The organism is Variovorax sp. PDC80 (assembly GCF_900115375.1).
GTDB lineage: Bacteria > Pseudomonadota > Gammaproteobacteria > Burkholderiales > Burkholderiaceae_C > Variovorax.
This window is the reverse complement of sequence record NZ_FOWG01000016.1, coordinates 151,652-165,177: the sequence shown is the minus strand read 5'-3', so window position 1 is coordinate 165,177 and position 13,526 is coordinate 151,652. Positions and strand designations below refer to the sequence as shown.

General features: G+C 70.8%; 13 protein-coding genes. 8 read left to right on the top strand and 5 right to left on the bottom strand.

Going from position 1 to position 13,526, the window contains the following annotated elements; translation table 11 throughout:
* Positions 1-8: 8 nt before the first annotated feature.
* Positions 9-1,436 (bottom strand): bifunctional UDP-N-acetylglucosamine diphosphorylase/glucosamine-1-phosphate N-acetyltransferase GlmU, encoded by a 1,428-nt coding sequence (gene glmU, locus BM109_RS35035; RefSeq protein ID WP_093353587.1) that lies wholly within the window; start codon positions 1,434-1,436, stop codon positions 9-11.
* On the opposite strand from glmU, the gene BM109_RS35030 reads away from it, so the two are divergent.
* On the top strand, positions 1,435-2,322 hold the full coding sequence (locus tag BM109_RS35030) for a DUF6279 family lipoprotein (RefSeq protein ID WP_256222986.1): 888 nt from the start codon (positions 1,435-1,437) through the stop codon (positions 2,320-2,322). The two genes, glmU and BM109_RS35030, sit on opposite strands and share 2 nt — an antisense overlap.
* Before the next feature lie 18 nt (positions 2,323-2,340).
* On the opposite strand, the gene BM109_RS35025 is transcribed toward BM109_RS35030, so the two are convergent.
* Entirely contained in the window at positions 2,341-3,042 is a 702-nt protein-coding gene (locus BM109_RS35025) for a Crp/Fnr family transcriptional regulator (protein WP_371269245.1), read from the bottom strand.
* Positions 3,043-3,210: 168 nt separating this feature from the next.
* Here BM109_RS35025 and BM109_RS35020 point away from each other — a divergent pair, with 168 nt between their 5' ends.
* Positions 3,211-3,642, top strand: coding sequence for a BLUF domain-containing protein (locus BM109_RS35020; RefSeq protein ID WP_093353582.1), 432 nt, complete (start codon positions 3,211-3,213; stop codon positions 3,640-3,642).
* 122 nt (positions 3,643-3,764) lie between these two features.
* Here the strand turns inward: BM109_RS35020 and BM109_RS35015 are convergent, their stop codons facing one another.
* Positions 3,765-4,088 (bottom strand): DUF2917 domain-containing protein, encoded by a 324-nt coding sequence (locus tag BM109_RS35015; RefSeq protein ID WP_093353579.1) that lies wholly within the window; start codon positions 4,086-4,088, stop codon positions 3,765-3,767.
* Positions 4,089-4,266: 178 nt separating this feature from the next.
* On the opposite strand from BM109_RS35015, the gene BM109_RS35010 reads away from it, so the two are divergent.
* A complete protein-coding gene (locus BM109_RS35010; protein ID WP_057596550.1) occupies positions 4,267-5,250 on the top strand; it encodes a LysR substrate-binding domain-containing protein in 984 nt (327 codons plus the stop codon).
* 58 nt (positions 5,251-5,308) lie between these two features.
* On the opposite strand, the gene BM109_RS35005 is transcribed toward BM109_RS35010, so the two are convergent.
* A complete protein-coding gene (locus tag BM109_RS35005) occupies positions 5,309-5,926 on the bottom strand; it encodes a 5-formyltetrahydrofolate cyclo-ligase (RefSeq protein WP_057596551.1) in 618 nt (205 codons plus the stop codon).
* 36 nt (positions 5,927-5,962) lie between these two features.
* Here BM109_RS35005 and BM109_RS35000 point away from each other — a divergent pair, with 36 nt between their 5' ends.
* From BM109_RS35000 to BM109_RS34990, 3 genes are all read left to right on the top strand, one after another.
* A complete protein-coding gene (locus BM109_RS35000) occupies positions 5,963-7,969 on the top strand; it encodes a lytic transglycosylase domain-containing protein (protein WP_256222983.1) in 2,007 nt (668 codons plus the stop codon).
* Position 7,970: 1 nt separating this feature from the next.
* Positions 7,971-8,558: an MgtC/SapB family protein gene (locus BM109_RS34995; protein ID WP_093353573.1), complete on the top strand. Its 588-nt coding sequence runs from the start codon at positions 7,971-7,973 to the stop codon at positions 8,556-8,558.
* A gap of 114 nt (positions 8,559-8,672) precedes the next feature.
* Positions 8,673-9,356 carry a glutathione S-transferase family protein gene (locus tag BM109_RS34990; protein WP_093353570.1) on the top strand — a complete coding sequence of 228 codons (684 nt, stop codon included), beginning with the start codon at positions 8,673-8,675 and terminating at the stop codon, positions 9,354-9,356.
* 54 nt (positions 9,357-9,410) lie between these two features.
* Here BM109_RS34990 and BM109_RS34985 read toward each other — a convergent pair whose 3' ends face one another.
* Entirely contained in the window at positions 9,411-10,136 is a 726-nt protein-coding gene (locus BM109_RS34985; protein WP_093353568.1) for an OmpW/AlkL family protein, read from the bottom strand.
* 166 nt (positions 10,137-10,302) lie between these two features.
* Between BM109_RS34985 and BM109_RS34980 the strand changes: the two genes are divergently transcribed.
* Together BM109_RS34980 and BM109_RS34975 are read left to right on the top strand one after the other, a co-directional pair.
* On the top strand, positions 10,303-11,562 hold the full coding sequence (locus BM109_RS34980; protein WP_093353565.1) for a multifunctional CCA addition/repair protein: 1,260 nt from the start codon (positions 10,303-10,305) through the stop codon (positions 11,560-11,562).
* 121 nt (positions 11,563-11,683) lie between these two features.
* Positions 11,684-13,513: an ATP-binding response regulator gene (locus BM109_RS34975; protein WP_371269219.1), complete on the top strand. Its 1,830-nt coding sequence runs from the start codon at positions 11,684-11,686 to the stop codon at positions 13,511-13,513.
* Positions 13,514-13,526: the final 13 nt, after the last annotated feature.

Sequence of the window (13,526 nt, the reverse complement as noted above, 5' to 3'; positions counted from 1 at the left end):
TCAGGCCGTCAGCCCTTCGGCTTCTTCTGCGGCCGCTGCCAGTTCGGCAGGCTGATCTGCTTGCCGCGCGCCACGGTCAGCGCGCCGGCCGGCGTGGTCTTGGTGACGGTGGAGCCGCCGCCCACGGTGCCGCCCGCGCCGATGGTGACCGGCGCCACCAGCACGCAGTTGCTGCCGATGTGCACGTCGTCCTCGAGCACGGTGCGGTGCTTGTTGGCGCCGTCGTAGTTGGCCGTGATGCTGCCCGCGCCGTAGTTGACGCGCGCGCCCACGGTGGCGTCGCCCAGGTAGGCCAGGTGGTTGGCCTTGGCGCCGGCGGCCAGGGTGGAGTTCTTGACCTCGACGAAGTTGCCGATGTGCACCTCGGTGCCGAGCTGGGCACCGGGGCGCAGCCGCGCGAAGGGGCCGATCAGCGCGCGCTCGCCCACGGTCACGCCGGCCTTCTCGCCGTCGATGTGGGTGAAGGGATGGATCACGGCGCCGGCCTCGATGCGGGCATTGGCGATCACGCAGTTGGCGCCGATGCGCACGCCCTCGCCGAGCGAGACCTGGCCCTCGAACACGCAGTTGACGTCGATCTCGACGTCGCCGCCGCATTCGAGCGTGCCGCGCAGGTCGAAGCGCGCCGGGTCGGCCAGCCGCACGCCCTGGGTCATCAGGGCCTCGGCCTGGCGGCGCTGGAAGGCGCGCTCGAGCTCGGCCAGCTGCACCGGGCTGTTGATACCGGCCACCTGCAGCCCGTCGGTCGTGATGTGGGCCACCACCGGCACGCCGTCGGCCGCGGCGTGCTTGACGATGTCGGGCAGGTAGTACTCGGACTGCGCATTGCGGTTGTCCAGGCGCTCGAGCCAGCCCTTGAGCTGTTTCGCGGGCACGGCCATCACGCCGCTGTTGACTTCGCGCACCGCGCGCTGCGCCTCGCTGGCGTCCTTGTGCTCGACGATGGCGGTCACCTCGCCGCCCGCGGCGTTGCGGATGATGCGGCCGTAGCCGGTGGGGTCGTCCAGCTCGATGGTCAGCAGCGCCAGCCGCTCGCCGCCGCTGGCGGCGATCAGGGTGCGCAAGGTGTCCTCGGCGATCAGCGGCACGTCGCCCGAGAGGATCACCACCGTGCCGTCGTCGGGCAAGAGCGGCGTGGCCTGCTGCACCGCGTGGCCGGTGCCCAGCTGCGGCTCCTGGCGCGCGAAGCGCAGCGAAGCCGCCTCGGGCGAGGCGGCCATGGCGGCCTCGACCTGTTCGGCGCCGTGGCCGGTGACGATCACCACGTGCCGGGCGCCGATGCGCGCGGCGGTGCCGGTCACGTGCGACAACAGCGCGCGGCCGGCCAAACGATGCAACACTTTGGGCAGTCTGCTCTTCATGCGCGTGCCCTTGCCGGCCGCCATGATCACGACGTCGACCGGTCCCTGGTTGCCCTGCTTCGGAATCTGATTCATGCCTTTTTCTACCCGGATGCGTTGTTTCAAGCTGGCGCGGATTATCGGCGTGATGGCGCTGGTGGCCGTCCTGGGGGCTTGCAGCGCCATCAAGCTGGCCTACAACAACCTGCCCGAGCTCAGCTACTGGTGGCTCGACGGCTACCTCGATTTCGACGGTTCGCAGACGCCCAAGGTGCGCGACGAACTCGCGCAGTTGCTCGACTGGCACCGGCGCAACGAGCTGCCGAAGATCGCGGCGCTGCTGCAGGAGGCCGAGACGCTGGCGCCCGGCGAGGTGACGCCGGCCCAGGCCTGCGCCATGACCGACCGCATCCGCGACCGGCTGCTGGCGGTCAGCGAGCGCGCCGAGCCCGCGGGCACCGAGCTGTTGCTGAGCCTCAGCGAGGCCCAGCTGCAGCAGCTCGAGCGCAAGTACGCGAAGAACAACGCCGACTACCGCAAGGACTGGCTCGACCGCTCGCCGGCCCGGGTGCAGGAGAAGCGCTACGACCAGTTCCTCGACCGCTTCGAGGACTTCTACGGCCGGCTCGCGCCCGAGCAGCGCGAGCTGCTGCGCCAGCAGGTGGCGCAGTCGGTGTTCGACCCGAAGCTGCAGGACGTGGAGCGTCGCAAGCGCCAGCAGGAGGCGCTGGTGCTGCTGCGCGGCTTCGTCGCGAACCGCACGCCGCCCACCGAGGCGCGCGCCGCGCTGCATGCCTACCTGCAGCGCATCGCCGATCCGCCCCCGGGCCCCTGGCGCGAGCAGCAGCAGGCGCTGCTGCAGGAAGGCTGCCGCAACCTGGCCGCGCTGCACAACGGCACGAGCGCGGCGCAGCGCGCGCAGGCGGTCAAGCGGCTGCAGGCCTACCAGAACGACCTGCGGCAGCTGGTGGCCGGCGGCTGAGCCGGCGCCACCCCCGGGTCAGATCAGCGGCGTGGGCCGCAGCGGGCGCTCGAAATAGTCGCCCAGCGCCTCGAGCGCGCGCGGCTCGAGGATGCGCAGCCAGCGGTCGTCGAGCTTGTAGAGCCCGAGCTGCGACAGCCGCCGCAAGGTCTTGTTGGTGTGGACCAGCGACAGCCCGAGCGCATCGGCGATGTGCTGCTGGTTGAGCGGGAACTCGACCCAGCCGTCGCGCACCATGCCCACGCGCTCGGCGCGGCGGTACAGGTGCATCAGCAGCATCGCCACGCGCTCGACGGCGCTGCGCCGGCCGGTGGTCACGAGGTTGTCGTCGATCATCTTTTCCTCGCGCGCGGCCAGCCAGGTGATGTCGTAGCCGAGCTTGGGCTCGGCATGGAACAGCTCCCAGAGCCTCTCGCGCGCGAACACGCACAGCGAGACCTCGGTCAGGGCCTCGACGCCGTGGGTCTGGCCGTCGGCGAACTCGTCCTGCAGCCCGACGAAGTCGCCGGGCAGCAGCACGTTGAGGATCTGCCGCCGGCCGTCGCTCAGGGTCTTGTAGCGGAAGGCCCAGCCCGAATAGAGCGTGAACAGCTGCGGGCTGCGCCGGTGTTCCTCGATGATCGAGCCGCCGGCCTCGACGCGGCGCGCGCCGATGCGGAACGATTCGATGGTGCGCAACTGGTCGGCGGACACCGGCAAAAAGGCCGGCAGCTGACGCAGCGCGCAACGGCTGCAGGGATGGGGCCCGTTCTCCGGGGCGGCGGGTGTGGGGTACTGGTCGGGCACCACCGACTATAGGCATCGAGGGGGGTGGGACCGGTATGTCTTTTTACATTTCGTGATGTCGGACGGCTGCCTACACTGCGCTCGCTTTTCCCATCCCGGCCCATGATTTCCGACGAACAGACGCAAGCTCCCGCGCCCGCCCCGGCGCTCTCCGAGATCCTCTACTGCAGCGAGCTTGCGCCGGACCTGCCGCCCGGCACGGTGGCCAACATCGTCGCGCGCGCCCGCGCGCGCAACGGCGAACTCGGCATCACCGGGCTGCTGGTCTTCGACGGCCAGCGCTTCTGCCAGCACATCGAGGGACCGCCCGACGCCCTGCGCTCGCTGATGGACCGCATCGCGCGCGACCCGCGCCATGTCGACGTGCGCGTGGCCTGGCAGGGCGAACTGGCCGCGCGCCGTTACAGCGGCTTCCGGCTCGGGCTGGCCGAGAGCGAGGGACCCGACCTGATGGCCGGCGTGCATGCGCTCGACGGTGAGGTCGCGCTCAAGCATTTCCTGGCGCTGCGCCGCAGTTTCGACATCAACGGCTGAAGACGGCCGCGCCAAAGGAAAAGGGCCGGACGATGCGCGAAGCGCCGTCCGGCCCCTTGGTATGGCGGGCGCGGCTCGCGCCGCCGCCCGATGGCCCAGGATCGATCAGTAAACCCGCGGGATCAAGCGGCGTCCCACGTGTACGTGGCGCCGTAGCCGTCCCAGGCTTCCATCACGATGCGCTGGCCGGCCGCCACGGTGAGCGACTCACCGGGGGCGAGCACCAGGTCCTCGCTCGGGTTCTCGAGCGTGGCATCGGGCGTGATCCAGACCCGGCCCTGGCGCACGCGCAGCACGCTGTCGCCGCGCGCCTTCAGGCTCATCGCCTCGCCGGGCGCGATTTGCCAGGCACCGCGGCGCACGGCCGGCGGAATCGCGGCGGCGGTGTTGCGGTTGGGCAGCGACAGGGTGGACAGCGTAGAGGTGGTGCAGACGGCAGTGGACATGATGGGCTCCTAGGTGTTTGCCGAATCGCGAATCAATGGGTGCTTGGAAAAGGAGGCAGCAATGGCGCGGTTCGGGAATGAATGATCGTTTCCCGGCCGTTGGCAGTCCAATGAAAAGGAGGTAGCCTACTGATTCCGGTTTCGCATCAATCCCGAAGCAGGCGCCGGCCCCCGATCCATGCAGCATTCGCAAACCCACCTGCGCTCCCGCCCGATCTCCGCCGGCCACCTGCGCGCCTTCGAGGCGGTCGCGCGGCACCTGAACTTCCGCGCCGCGGCCGAGGAAATGGCCCTGACCCAGTCGGCCGTGAGCCGCCAGATCCAGTCGCTCGAGGAGGAAGTGGGCGTGCCGCTGTTCCTGCGCCACACGCGCGCGGTCGAGCTGACCAGCGCGGGCGCCCAGCTGCTTTTGGCGGTGCAGCAGGCGCTGCCGCGCGTCGACACCGCGGTGCGGCAGATCCGCCAGAGCGCCGGGCGCAAGAGCGTCTCGCTGACCACCTTCGCCTCGTTCGCCTCGATGTGGCTGATCCCGCGGCTCGAGGCCTTCCAGCGCGACAACCCCGAGATCGACATCCGGATCGACGCCAGCGACCTCGCGGTCGACCTCGAGGTGGCCGACGTCGACATCGCGCTGCGCTACGGCCCGCGCGAGGCCATGCCCCCGCAGGCCGTGCGGTTGTTCGGCGAAAACCTCACGCCGGTGGCGAGCCCCTGGCTCATCAAGAGCAGCCCGCCGATCAAGAAGCCCGAGGACATCGCGCGCTTCACGCTGATCGAGGCCGGCGACGCCCACCGCACCCACCTCGAGTGGCTGACCTGGCGGCGCTGGTTCGAGCTGCACGGCCTGGAACGCGCCCAGCCCAAGCGCTGGCTCTATTTCAACTACGCCTACCAGATGGTGCAGGCCGCGCTGACCGGCCAGGGCGTGGTGCTGGCGCGCAGTTCGTTGATCGCCGAGAGCCTGGCCAACGGCGACCTGATCGAGGTGCTGCCGCAGCACCGCATGGATTCGCCGATGTCCTATTGGCTGATCGCCGGCCCGCGCAGCGCGCTGCGGCCCGAGATCAAGGCTTTCTGGGACTGGCTGCTGGCGCAGGCCGGCACCACGCGCGAGACCATCGGCGAGGTGCCCGACCCGGACACCATCGACAACATGGACTGAAGAGAAAAAGGGCGCCGCGGCTCGAGGCCGGGCGCCCGTATGCGCAGGAAGCAGCCGCTCAGCCGATCGGCCAGACCACCCCGTTGTCGTTGAGGATCGCGTCGAGCGGCAGGTCGTGCGCCTCGGGCTCGAAGTCCTCGAGGAAGCCGTTCGCGAAACCCAGGCCGACCGTGAAGGGCCGCGGCTCGAGGGCGGCCAGCGTGCGGTCGTAGAAGCCGCCGCCGTAGCCGAGCCGGTAGCCGCCCGCGCTGTAGCCCACGCAGGGCACGAACAGCAGGGTCGGCACGATCAGCTCGGTGTCCTTGGGCTTGGGGATGCCGTAGGCGTCCTCTTCCATCTGGCAGCCCGGGTACCAGGCGTGGAAGGTCAGGGTCTTGTGGACCTTGTCGATCACCGGCAGGCCGATGCGGCGGCGCTGCGGCTCGTCGATCAGTTCGCCGTCCTCCTTCCACCGATGCAGCGCGGGCAGCGGATCGAACTCGCCCTTGATCGGCCAGTAGGCGCCGATCACGGTGTCGGGCCGGCCGACCAGCCAGATGCGCATCACGCGCTGCAGCAGGTCCGCGCGTGTCAGCCGGTCCGGCATCCCCAGACGTTGTTCGATCAACGCCTTGCGCAGCTGATCCTTGAGAAAACTCGCCGTCGCCGACGTGGCGGCATCCTTTGACTTGTCCATAATCTCCCGATGCAGTTTCCAAGCATTTTGGCATCCATGTGCCGCCGCCCGCGCAGCGTCGCGCCGGCACTGGTTCTTTCGGCCCTCGCGGCCTGTGCGCTGACCCTCTTCGCGCCCGCCGCGGCGCTGGCGCAGAACAACAGCAACGACGAGGTGCTGCTGCAGATGAAGCAGGCCTTCCAGCGCGGCGACAAGGCCCGGCTGGCGGCGCTGCTGCCGCAGGCACGCGGCCACGTGCTCGAACCCTGGGCCGCCTATTGGGAACTCAAGGCGCGGCTGCAGGAAGCCGGCGCGAACGAGGTGCAGGACTTCTTCGCGCGCTACCCCGGCACCTACCAGGAAGACCGGCTGCGCAACGACTGGCTGCTGCTCACGGGCCAGCGCCGCGACTGGGACAACTTCTCGGCCGCCATCGCGGGCTTCCGCATGGGCGACGACGCCCAGGTGCGCTGCTACGCGATCCTGGTCGACGCGCTGCGCAGCGGCAGCGCCACCCAGGCCCAGGCCGACGAGATCCGGCGCAACTGGTTCGCCCAGCGCGACAGCGACGACGGCTGCCTCACGGCCGCCGACCGCATGATCGCCGCGCGCCTGCTCTCGCCCAACGACGCCTGGAAGAAGGCGCGCCTGGCCATCGAGGCCAACCGGCCGCAGGCCGCGCGCGGTGCCGTCACGCTGGCGTCGCCCGATGCGCTGCCGCTGTTCGAGGAGGTCAACGCGAGCGCGGCCAAGTTCCTCGTCACGCGCGGGCCCGTGGCCGCCAAGTCGCGCCGCGAGCTGGTCACGCTGGCGCTGATCAAGATCGCGATGGCCGATCCCGAGCAGGCCGCCTCGCAGCTCGACGCCAAGTGGAGCGCGATGCTCTCGGCCGAGGAGCGCAACTGGATCTGGGGCACCATCGGCCGCCAGTCGGCGATCAAGCTCTGGCCGCAGGCCGTGAGCTACTTCGGCAACGTCACCAAGAACGCCGACCTGTCGGACGACATGCTCGGCTGGCGCGTGCGCGCGGCGCTGCGCGCCGGCCAGTGGAAGGACGTGGCGCCCGCCATCAACGCCATGAGCGAGGCCAGCCAGCAGGACCCGACCTGGACCTACTGGAAGGCGCGCGCGCTGGTCAATGCCGGCGGCGACGAGCGCCGCGCCCAGGCGCGCGAGCTCTACCAGGGCATCGCGGGTACGCGCGGCTTCTACGAGATGCTGGCGCTCGAGGAGCTGGGCCAGCGCGTGATGGCCGCCACCCGGCCCGCGCCGCTCACGCCCGAGGAACGCAACGCCGCGCGCCTGAACCCCTCGCTCAACCGCGGCCTCTACGCGATCGCGATCGGCCTGCGCCCCGAGGGCACGCGCGAATGGAACTACGCCACCAACCTGCACGACCGGGGCGGCATGGACGACCGCGCGCTGCTGGCCGCGGCCGACTTCGCCTGCCAGCGCGAGGTCTGGGACCGCTGCATCAACACCAGCGAGCGCACCAAGGGCGTGATCGACGTCGAGCAGCGCTTCCCGATGCCCTTCCACGACACCGTGCTGCGCAAGAGCCAGGACATCGGCCTCGACCCGGCCTACGTCTACGGCCTGATCCGCCAGGAGAGCCGCTTCATCATGGACGCGCGCTCGGGCGTCGGCGCCTCGGGCCTGATGCAGGTGATGCCCGCCACCGCGCGCTGGACCGCGCGCAAGATCGGCATGACCGACTTCACGCCGGGCCAGATCAACGACCGCGAGACCAACATCACCATCGGCACCAACTACCTGAAGCTCGCGCTCGACGACTTCGACGACTCGATGGCGCTGGCCGCCGCGGCCTACAACGCCGGCCCGGGCCGCCCGCGCAGCTGGCGCAACGGCCCGGTGCTCGATGCCGCGATCTGGGCCGAGAACGTGCCGTTCAACGAGACCCGCGACTACGTGAAGAAGGTGCTGGCCAACACCACCAACTACGCCGCGATCATCACCGGCCGGCCGCAGTCGCTGAAGGAACGCCTGGGCCGGGTCGGCCCGCGCGACGCCGCGATGCCCGAGCCCAACAAGGACCTGCCCTGAGATGAGCTGGCGCGACGAGGTCCTCGACACCATCGCCGCCGAGTTCTCGGACGTGGGCGACCTCGCCCAGCTCACGCGCATCCTGGTGCGGCTGCTGCTCGCGGCGCTGCTGGGCTTCGTGCTCGGCTTCGAGCGCGAGCAGCAGGGCAAGGCGGCCGGCGTGCGCACCCACATGCTGGTGGCCATCGGCTCGGCCATGTTCGTGCTCGTGCCGCAGCAGACCGGCATCGTGCCGGCCGACATGAGCCGCGTGATCCAGGGCCTGGTGGCCGGCGTCGGCTTCCTCTGCGCGGGCACCATCCTCAAGCAGGGCAAGGACGAGCACCACGTGCAGGGCCTCACCACCGCCGCGGGGCTGTGGATGACGGCCGCGATCGGCATGGCCTGCGGCCTGGGCCGCGAGGCCACGGCGGTGATCAGCGCGCTGCTGGCGCTGGTGGTGCTGCAGTTCGTGCCGCGGCTCGTGAGCCTGATCGAGCGCGTGATCGGGCCACCCAAGGGCGAGGAGGCACCCGGCCGCGCCGCGCCGCGCGTCATCGCCTCGAGCAGCGAGCCCCCGCTGCGCACCGACGACACCGACCGGCGATAGCCGCCGGCGTGCGGGCCGCGCCCGTCATCAATGCGCGCCGCAAACGGTATCAATCGCGCGGCGCCCGCGCCCTAGCATCGAAGGCTTTGCCACGAAACCAACCGGAGGAAATCCATGCTCAAGCTCTACATCGGCAACAAGAACTACTCGTCGTGGTCCATGCGTCCCTGGGTGCTGCTCAAGCAGGCCGGCATTCCCTTCGAGGAAGTGATGGTGCGCTTCGACGCCTTCGAGGCCGGCTCCAACTTCAAGGCCGTGGTCGGCGCGGTCAACCCCACGGCGCGCGTGCCGGTGCTGATCGACGGCGACATCACGGTCTGGGATTCGCTCGCCATCGCCGAGTACCTGGCCGAGCAGTTCCCCGACAAGGCGCTGTGGCCGCGCGACAAGGCCGCGCGGGCCCGCGCGCGCAGCGTCAGCGCCGAGATGCACTCGGGCTTCGGCAACCTGCGCAACCACTTCCCGATGAACATCGAGGCCTCGCTGGCCGAGGTGGGCGCGCGCGTGCTGAAGGAACAGCCCGGCGTGGTCGAGGACCTGGAACGCATCGCGGCCATGTGGAGCGAGCTGCTCGACACCCATGGCGGCCCGATGCTGTTCGGCGAGTTCGGCATCGCCGATGCCTTCTATGCGCCGGTGTGCATGCGCATCCGCAGCTACGGGCTGCCGGTGCCGCCCGCGGCGCAGGCCTACATCGATCGGGTGGCGGCCCTGCCGGGCGTCGCCGCGTGGATCGAGCAGGCGCTCGCGGAGCAGGATTTCGTGGCCTTCGACGAGCCCTACCGGACCTCGCGCTGATCGTCGTTCGCTGTCGTCGATCGGCGCGAGCCGGCCAGGCCGCGTCGTGTCCGGTCAGAAGCGGTAGGTGGCCGCCACGTAGGTCACGATCGGATTGAGCTTCAGGCGCGCTTCGCTGGTCGCGATCGGCAGGCCCGTGATCGAGGTCGTCGTGAGCTTGGCCTTGGTCTTCAGCGGGATGTAGGAGACCGAGAAGGAAATGCCCCAGTGCTTGTCGAACTGGTAGGCCAGGCCGGCGTTGAGCACGGGCGCGAACGAGCTGTCGAGCTTGGCGGTGGTCACGGTCGACAGCGGCCGCTGGCGCAGCTGGCTGCCGAGCGCTTCCTGCAGGTTGCTGGTGATCTGCACGCCGCTGTACCAGACGTAGGTGGCGCCCAGGCCCACGAAGGGACGGAAGGCGGCATTGCCGTCGTTGAAGTAGTACTTGCCGAGGATGGTCGGGCTCCACTGGCGTGCCTTGCCCAGTTCGCCCACGCGCGCCAGCGTGCCGGTGCCTTCGAGCTTGAACTTCGGCGGGATGCCCAGCACGCCTTCCACGGCCCAGTGGTCGTCGAGGAAATAGGCCGCGTTGAGACCCAGCGTGTCGGAATCGCTCACGCTGGCGCCCGAGCCGGCGAGCACGCTCTGCACCGGCGAGGTCAGCATCAGCGGCTTGCTCTTGTCCTGCGGCGAAAGATGGAACCAGCCCGCGCCGACGACCCAGTCGCCGGCCTTCTGTGCAAAGGCGCTGCCGGACGTCAGTGCCCCGAGGGCTGCCAACGCCAACATGGTTTTTTTCATGATGTGAATACTCCTTTGGTTGAAATTCCCCCTCCAAACGCGGTGCCGGTCTGAGGCCGGTGAGGCGTTCGAGCACCTCGAACGAGCGAACGATCGTTCGATTTGCCCGGCAATTATCGAACGACCGTTCTTTTTAGGCCCTGCGGGGTATCCCTACACTGGGCGCATGAAAACCTATCTCGTCGGCGGCGCGGTGCGCGACCGCCTGCTCGGACGCCCGGTGTCGGACCACGACTGGCTCGTGGTCGGCGCCACGCCCGAGGACATGGTGGCACAGGGCTTCCTGCCCGTGGGGCGCGACTTCCCGGTATTCCTGCATCCATCGACGCGCGAGGAGTACGCGCTCGCGCGCACCGAGCGCAAGAGCGCGCCCGGCTACCGCGGCTTCGTGATCCACGCCGCGCCCGACGTGAGCCTCGAGCAGGACCTCGCGCGGCGCGACCTGACCATCAACGCGATCGCGCTGCCGGCCGAGCGCGTGGGCGCCGACGGCAGCTTCGACCCCGCCCCCACCGACCTGGCCGACCCCTTCCACGGCCAGCGCGACCTGCGCGAGAAGCGGCTGCGCCACGTCACCGACGCCTTCCGCGAGGACCCGGTGCGCATCCTGCGCGTGGCGCGCTTCGCCGCGCGCTTCGACGACTTCGAGGTCGCGCCCGACACGCTGGCGCTGATGCGCGAGATGGTCGCGGCCGGCGAGGTCGATGCGCTGGTGCCCGAGCGCGTGTGGCAGGAACTCTCGCGCGGGCTGATGGAGACGCGGCCCTCGCGCATGTTCGAGGTGCTGCGCGCCTGCGGCGCGCTCGCGGTGCTGCTGCCCGAGGTCGACCGGCTCTGGGGCGTGCCACAGCCCGCGCAGCACCATCCCGAGATCGACACCGGCGTGCACCTGATGATGGTGCTCGACACCAGCGCGCGCCTGTCGGCGTCGCTGGGCGTGCGCTTCGCCTGCCTGATGCACGACCTCGGCAAGGGCACCACCGAGCCGGAGATCCTGCCGCGCCACATCGGCCACGAGAAGCGCAGCGCCGAGCTGCTGCAGGCGGTGTGCGATCGCTGGCGCGTGCCGGTCGACCTCCGCGAGCTGGCCGAGGTGGTGGCGCGCGAGCACGGCAACATCCACCGCAGCGGCGAGCTCGATGCCGCCGCACTGGTGCGGCTGCTCGAGCGATGCGACGCCTTCCGCAAGCCCGCGCGCTTCGCCGAGGCGCTGCTGGCCTGCGAATGCGACGCGCGCGGCCGGCTCGGCTTCGAGCAGCGCGACTATCCGCAGCGCGAGCGCCTGCTCGCGGTGCTGGCCGTGGCCGCGGCCGTGGCCACCGACGCGGTCGCGCGCCAGGCGCAGCAGGCCGGCGCCACCGGCCCGAAGATCGGCGAGGCGATCCACCGCGCGCGCATCGACGCCGTGAAGGCCGCGACCGGCTGAACGGCCGACCGCCCCAGGCGCGCGAATACCACGCGCGCCGCGGCATGTCTTCACGCCTATGGCGGAGGTTCCATGACTTAGGGCACTTCCGACGCCGCACGCCCCGGCTAGCATGGGCCGGGTGATCGCCGCCCCGCCTCCCACCTCCTCGCCGGACCCGAGCGCCACGCACGCCGCGCCGCCGGTCGCGGCCGCGGTGCCGCAGGACCTGGCGCTGCGCGTGCTGCGCGAGCACCTGGCCTCGGTCTACGGCGCCTACGACGCCTCGATCGTGGTGCACTTCGGCCTCGGCGTCGCGCTCGGGGCCGCGATGTACATCGCCTCGCCGCGCGCCTGGATCCTGGCCTGGATGGCGGCCCACCTGCTGCTCGGCCTGGCGCTGTACCTGATGCCGCGCTGGCATGCCGACCTGCCGCTGGACCAGACCCCGCTGTGGGCGCGCCGCCATGCGCGCACCGTCACCCTGGTGAGCCTGGCGACCGCCACCGCGCCCTGGCTGTTCATCTCGCGCGACGACCTGTCCGCGACCTCGGTGCTCACGGTGGTCGTCATCGGCAGCTGCGCGCGCGCCATGCAGCTGCTGTGGCCGCTCAAGCCCGCGCTCTACGGCTACACGCTGCCGATGATGCTGAGCCTGATCACCGCGCTGGCCTGGCAGGGCGACGGCATGCACCTGTTCCTGTCGATGTTCAGCCTGGCCTACCTGCTGTTCACGCTGCGCGTGGGCCAGCAGCAGCACCGGCTGCTGACCGACTCGCTGGTGCTGCGCTTCGAGAACGAGGCGCTGGCCGAGCGCCTGGGCGAGCAGATCGCCGCGGCCGAGCGCGCGAGCATCGAGAAGACCCGCTTCCTGGCCACCGCCAGCCACGACCTGCGCCAGCCGCTGCATGCCATTGCGCTGTTCGGCGCCGCGCTCGAGAACGAGCATCCCCAAAGCCGCAACGCGCAGCGCCTGATGCGCGCGGTGAACGCGCTCGGCAGTTCGCTCGACACCATGCTCGATGTCTCGCGCCTCGATGCCGGCGTGGTCGAGCCGGCGCTCGAGCCGGTCTCGCTCGACGTGCTGTTCCGCGCGCTCAATCCCATGTTCGCGGCGCAGGCCGAGCAGCGCCAATTGCAGCTGCGGCTGCGCGCGAGCGGCCTGTGGGTGCGCAGCGATCCGCGGCTGCTGCACCGCATGCTGTCGAACCTGCTCGACAACGCGCTCAAGTACACGGCGCGCGGCGGCGTGTCGGTGCGCGCGCGCGTGCGGCGCAACGGCGACGGGCTCGGCGATTCGGTGTGGATCGAGGTGGTCGATTCGGGCATCGGCATCGCGCCGGGCCAGCTCGACCGCGTGTTCGAGGAGTTCTACCAGGTCGACAACCCCGGGCGCGAGCGCTCGCACGGGCTGGGCATCGGCCTGGCCATCGTGCGCCGCCTCTCGCGGCTGCTCGGCCATCCGGTGCAGCTGCGCTCGCGCGTGGGACGCGGCACGCGCTTTCGGCTCGTGCTGCCGCGCTGCGACGCGCAGGCCGCCGCCGGGCCCTGGGCCGTCCGCGCCGAAACCGCACCCGCCCCGGCGGCACCGGTGCCGGGCCGCATCCTGCTGATCGACGACGACGCCGAGATCCGCGCGGCGATGACCGAGCTGCTGCAGGCCCACGGCATCGACCTGGAGGCCGTGGCCGGCGAGGCGGAAGCGGCCGCGCTGCTGGCATCGGGCCCGGCGCCCTTCCGTGCGCTGCTGTGCGACTACCGGCTCGCCAACGGCGACAACGGCCTCGACGTCGGCCAGCGCCTGCGCGCGCGCTTCGACCTCGCGGCGCCGCTGATGCTGGTGACCGGCGAGACCGCGCCCGAGCGGCTGCAGCGCGTGCGCGCCTCGGGCGTGCCGGTGCTGTTCAAGCCGGTGGAGGCCACGGCGCTGCTGCGCGCGCTGGCCGATCTCGCGCCCGGCGCCGCGCCCTGAGCCTGCGCGCAGG

Bases quoted from the DNA above. Each gene is read 5' to 3' on its own strand.
- BM109_RS34985 (WP_093353568.1), bottom strand. From the start codon at position 10,136: ATGAAAAAAACCATGTTGGCGTTGGCAGCCCTCGGGGCACTGACGTCC.
- BM109_RS35030 (WP_256222986.1), top strand. From the start codon at position 1,435: ATGCCTTTTTCTACCCGGATGCGTTGTTTCAAGCTGGCGCGGATTATC.
- BM109_RS34995 (WP_093353573.1), top strand. From the start codon at position 7,971: ATGAGCTGGCGCGACGAGGTCCTCGACACCATCGCCGCCGAGTTCTCG.
- BM109_RS34990 (WP_093353570.1), top strand. From the start codon at position 8,673: ATGCTCAAGCTCTACATCGGCAACAAGAACTACTCGTCGTGGTCCATG.
- BM109_RS35020 (WP_093353582.1), top strand. From the start codon at position 3,211: ATGATTTCCGACGAACAGACGCAAGCTCCCGCGCCCGCCCCGGCGCTC.
- BM109_RS35005 (WP_057596551.1), bottom strand. From the start codon at position 5,926: ATGGACAAGTCAAAGGATGCCGCCACGTCGGCGACGGCGAGTTTTCTC.
- BM109_RS35000 (WP_256222983.1), top strand. From the start codon at position 5,963: ATGTGCCGCCGCCCGCGCAGCGTCGCGCCGGCACTGGTTCTTTCGGCC.
- BM109_RS35010 (WP_057596550.1), top strand. From the start codon at position 4,267: ATGCAGCATTCGCAAACCCACCTGCGCTCCCGCCCGATCTCCGCCGGC.
- BM109_RS34980 (WP_093353565.1), top strand. From the start codon at position 10,303: ATGAAAACCTATCTCGTCGGCGGCGCGGTGCGCGACCGCCTGCTCGGA.
- BM109_RS35015 (WP_093353579.1), bottom strand. From the start codon at position 4,088: ATGTCCACTGCCGTCTGCACCACCTCTACGCTGTCCACCCTGTCGCTG.
- glmU (WP_093353587.1), bottom strand. From the start codon at position 1,436: ATGAATCAGATTCCGAAGCAGGGCAACCAGGGACCGGTCGACGTCGTG.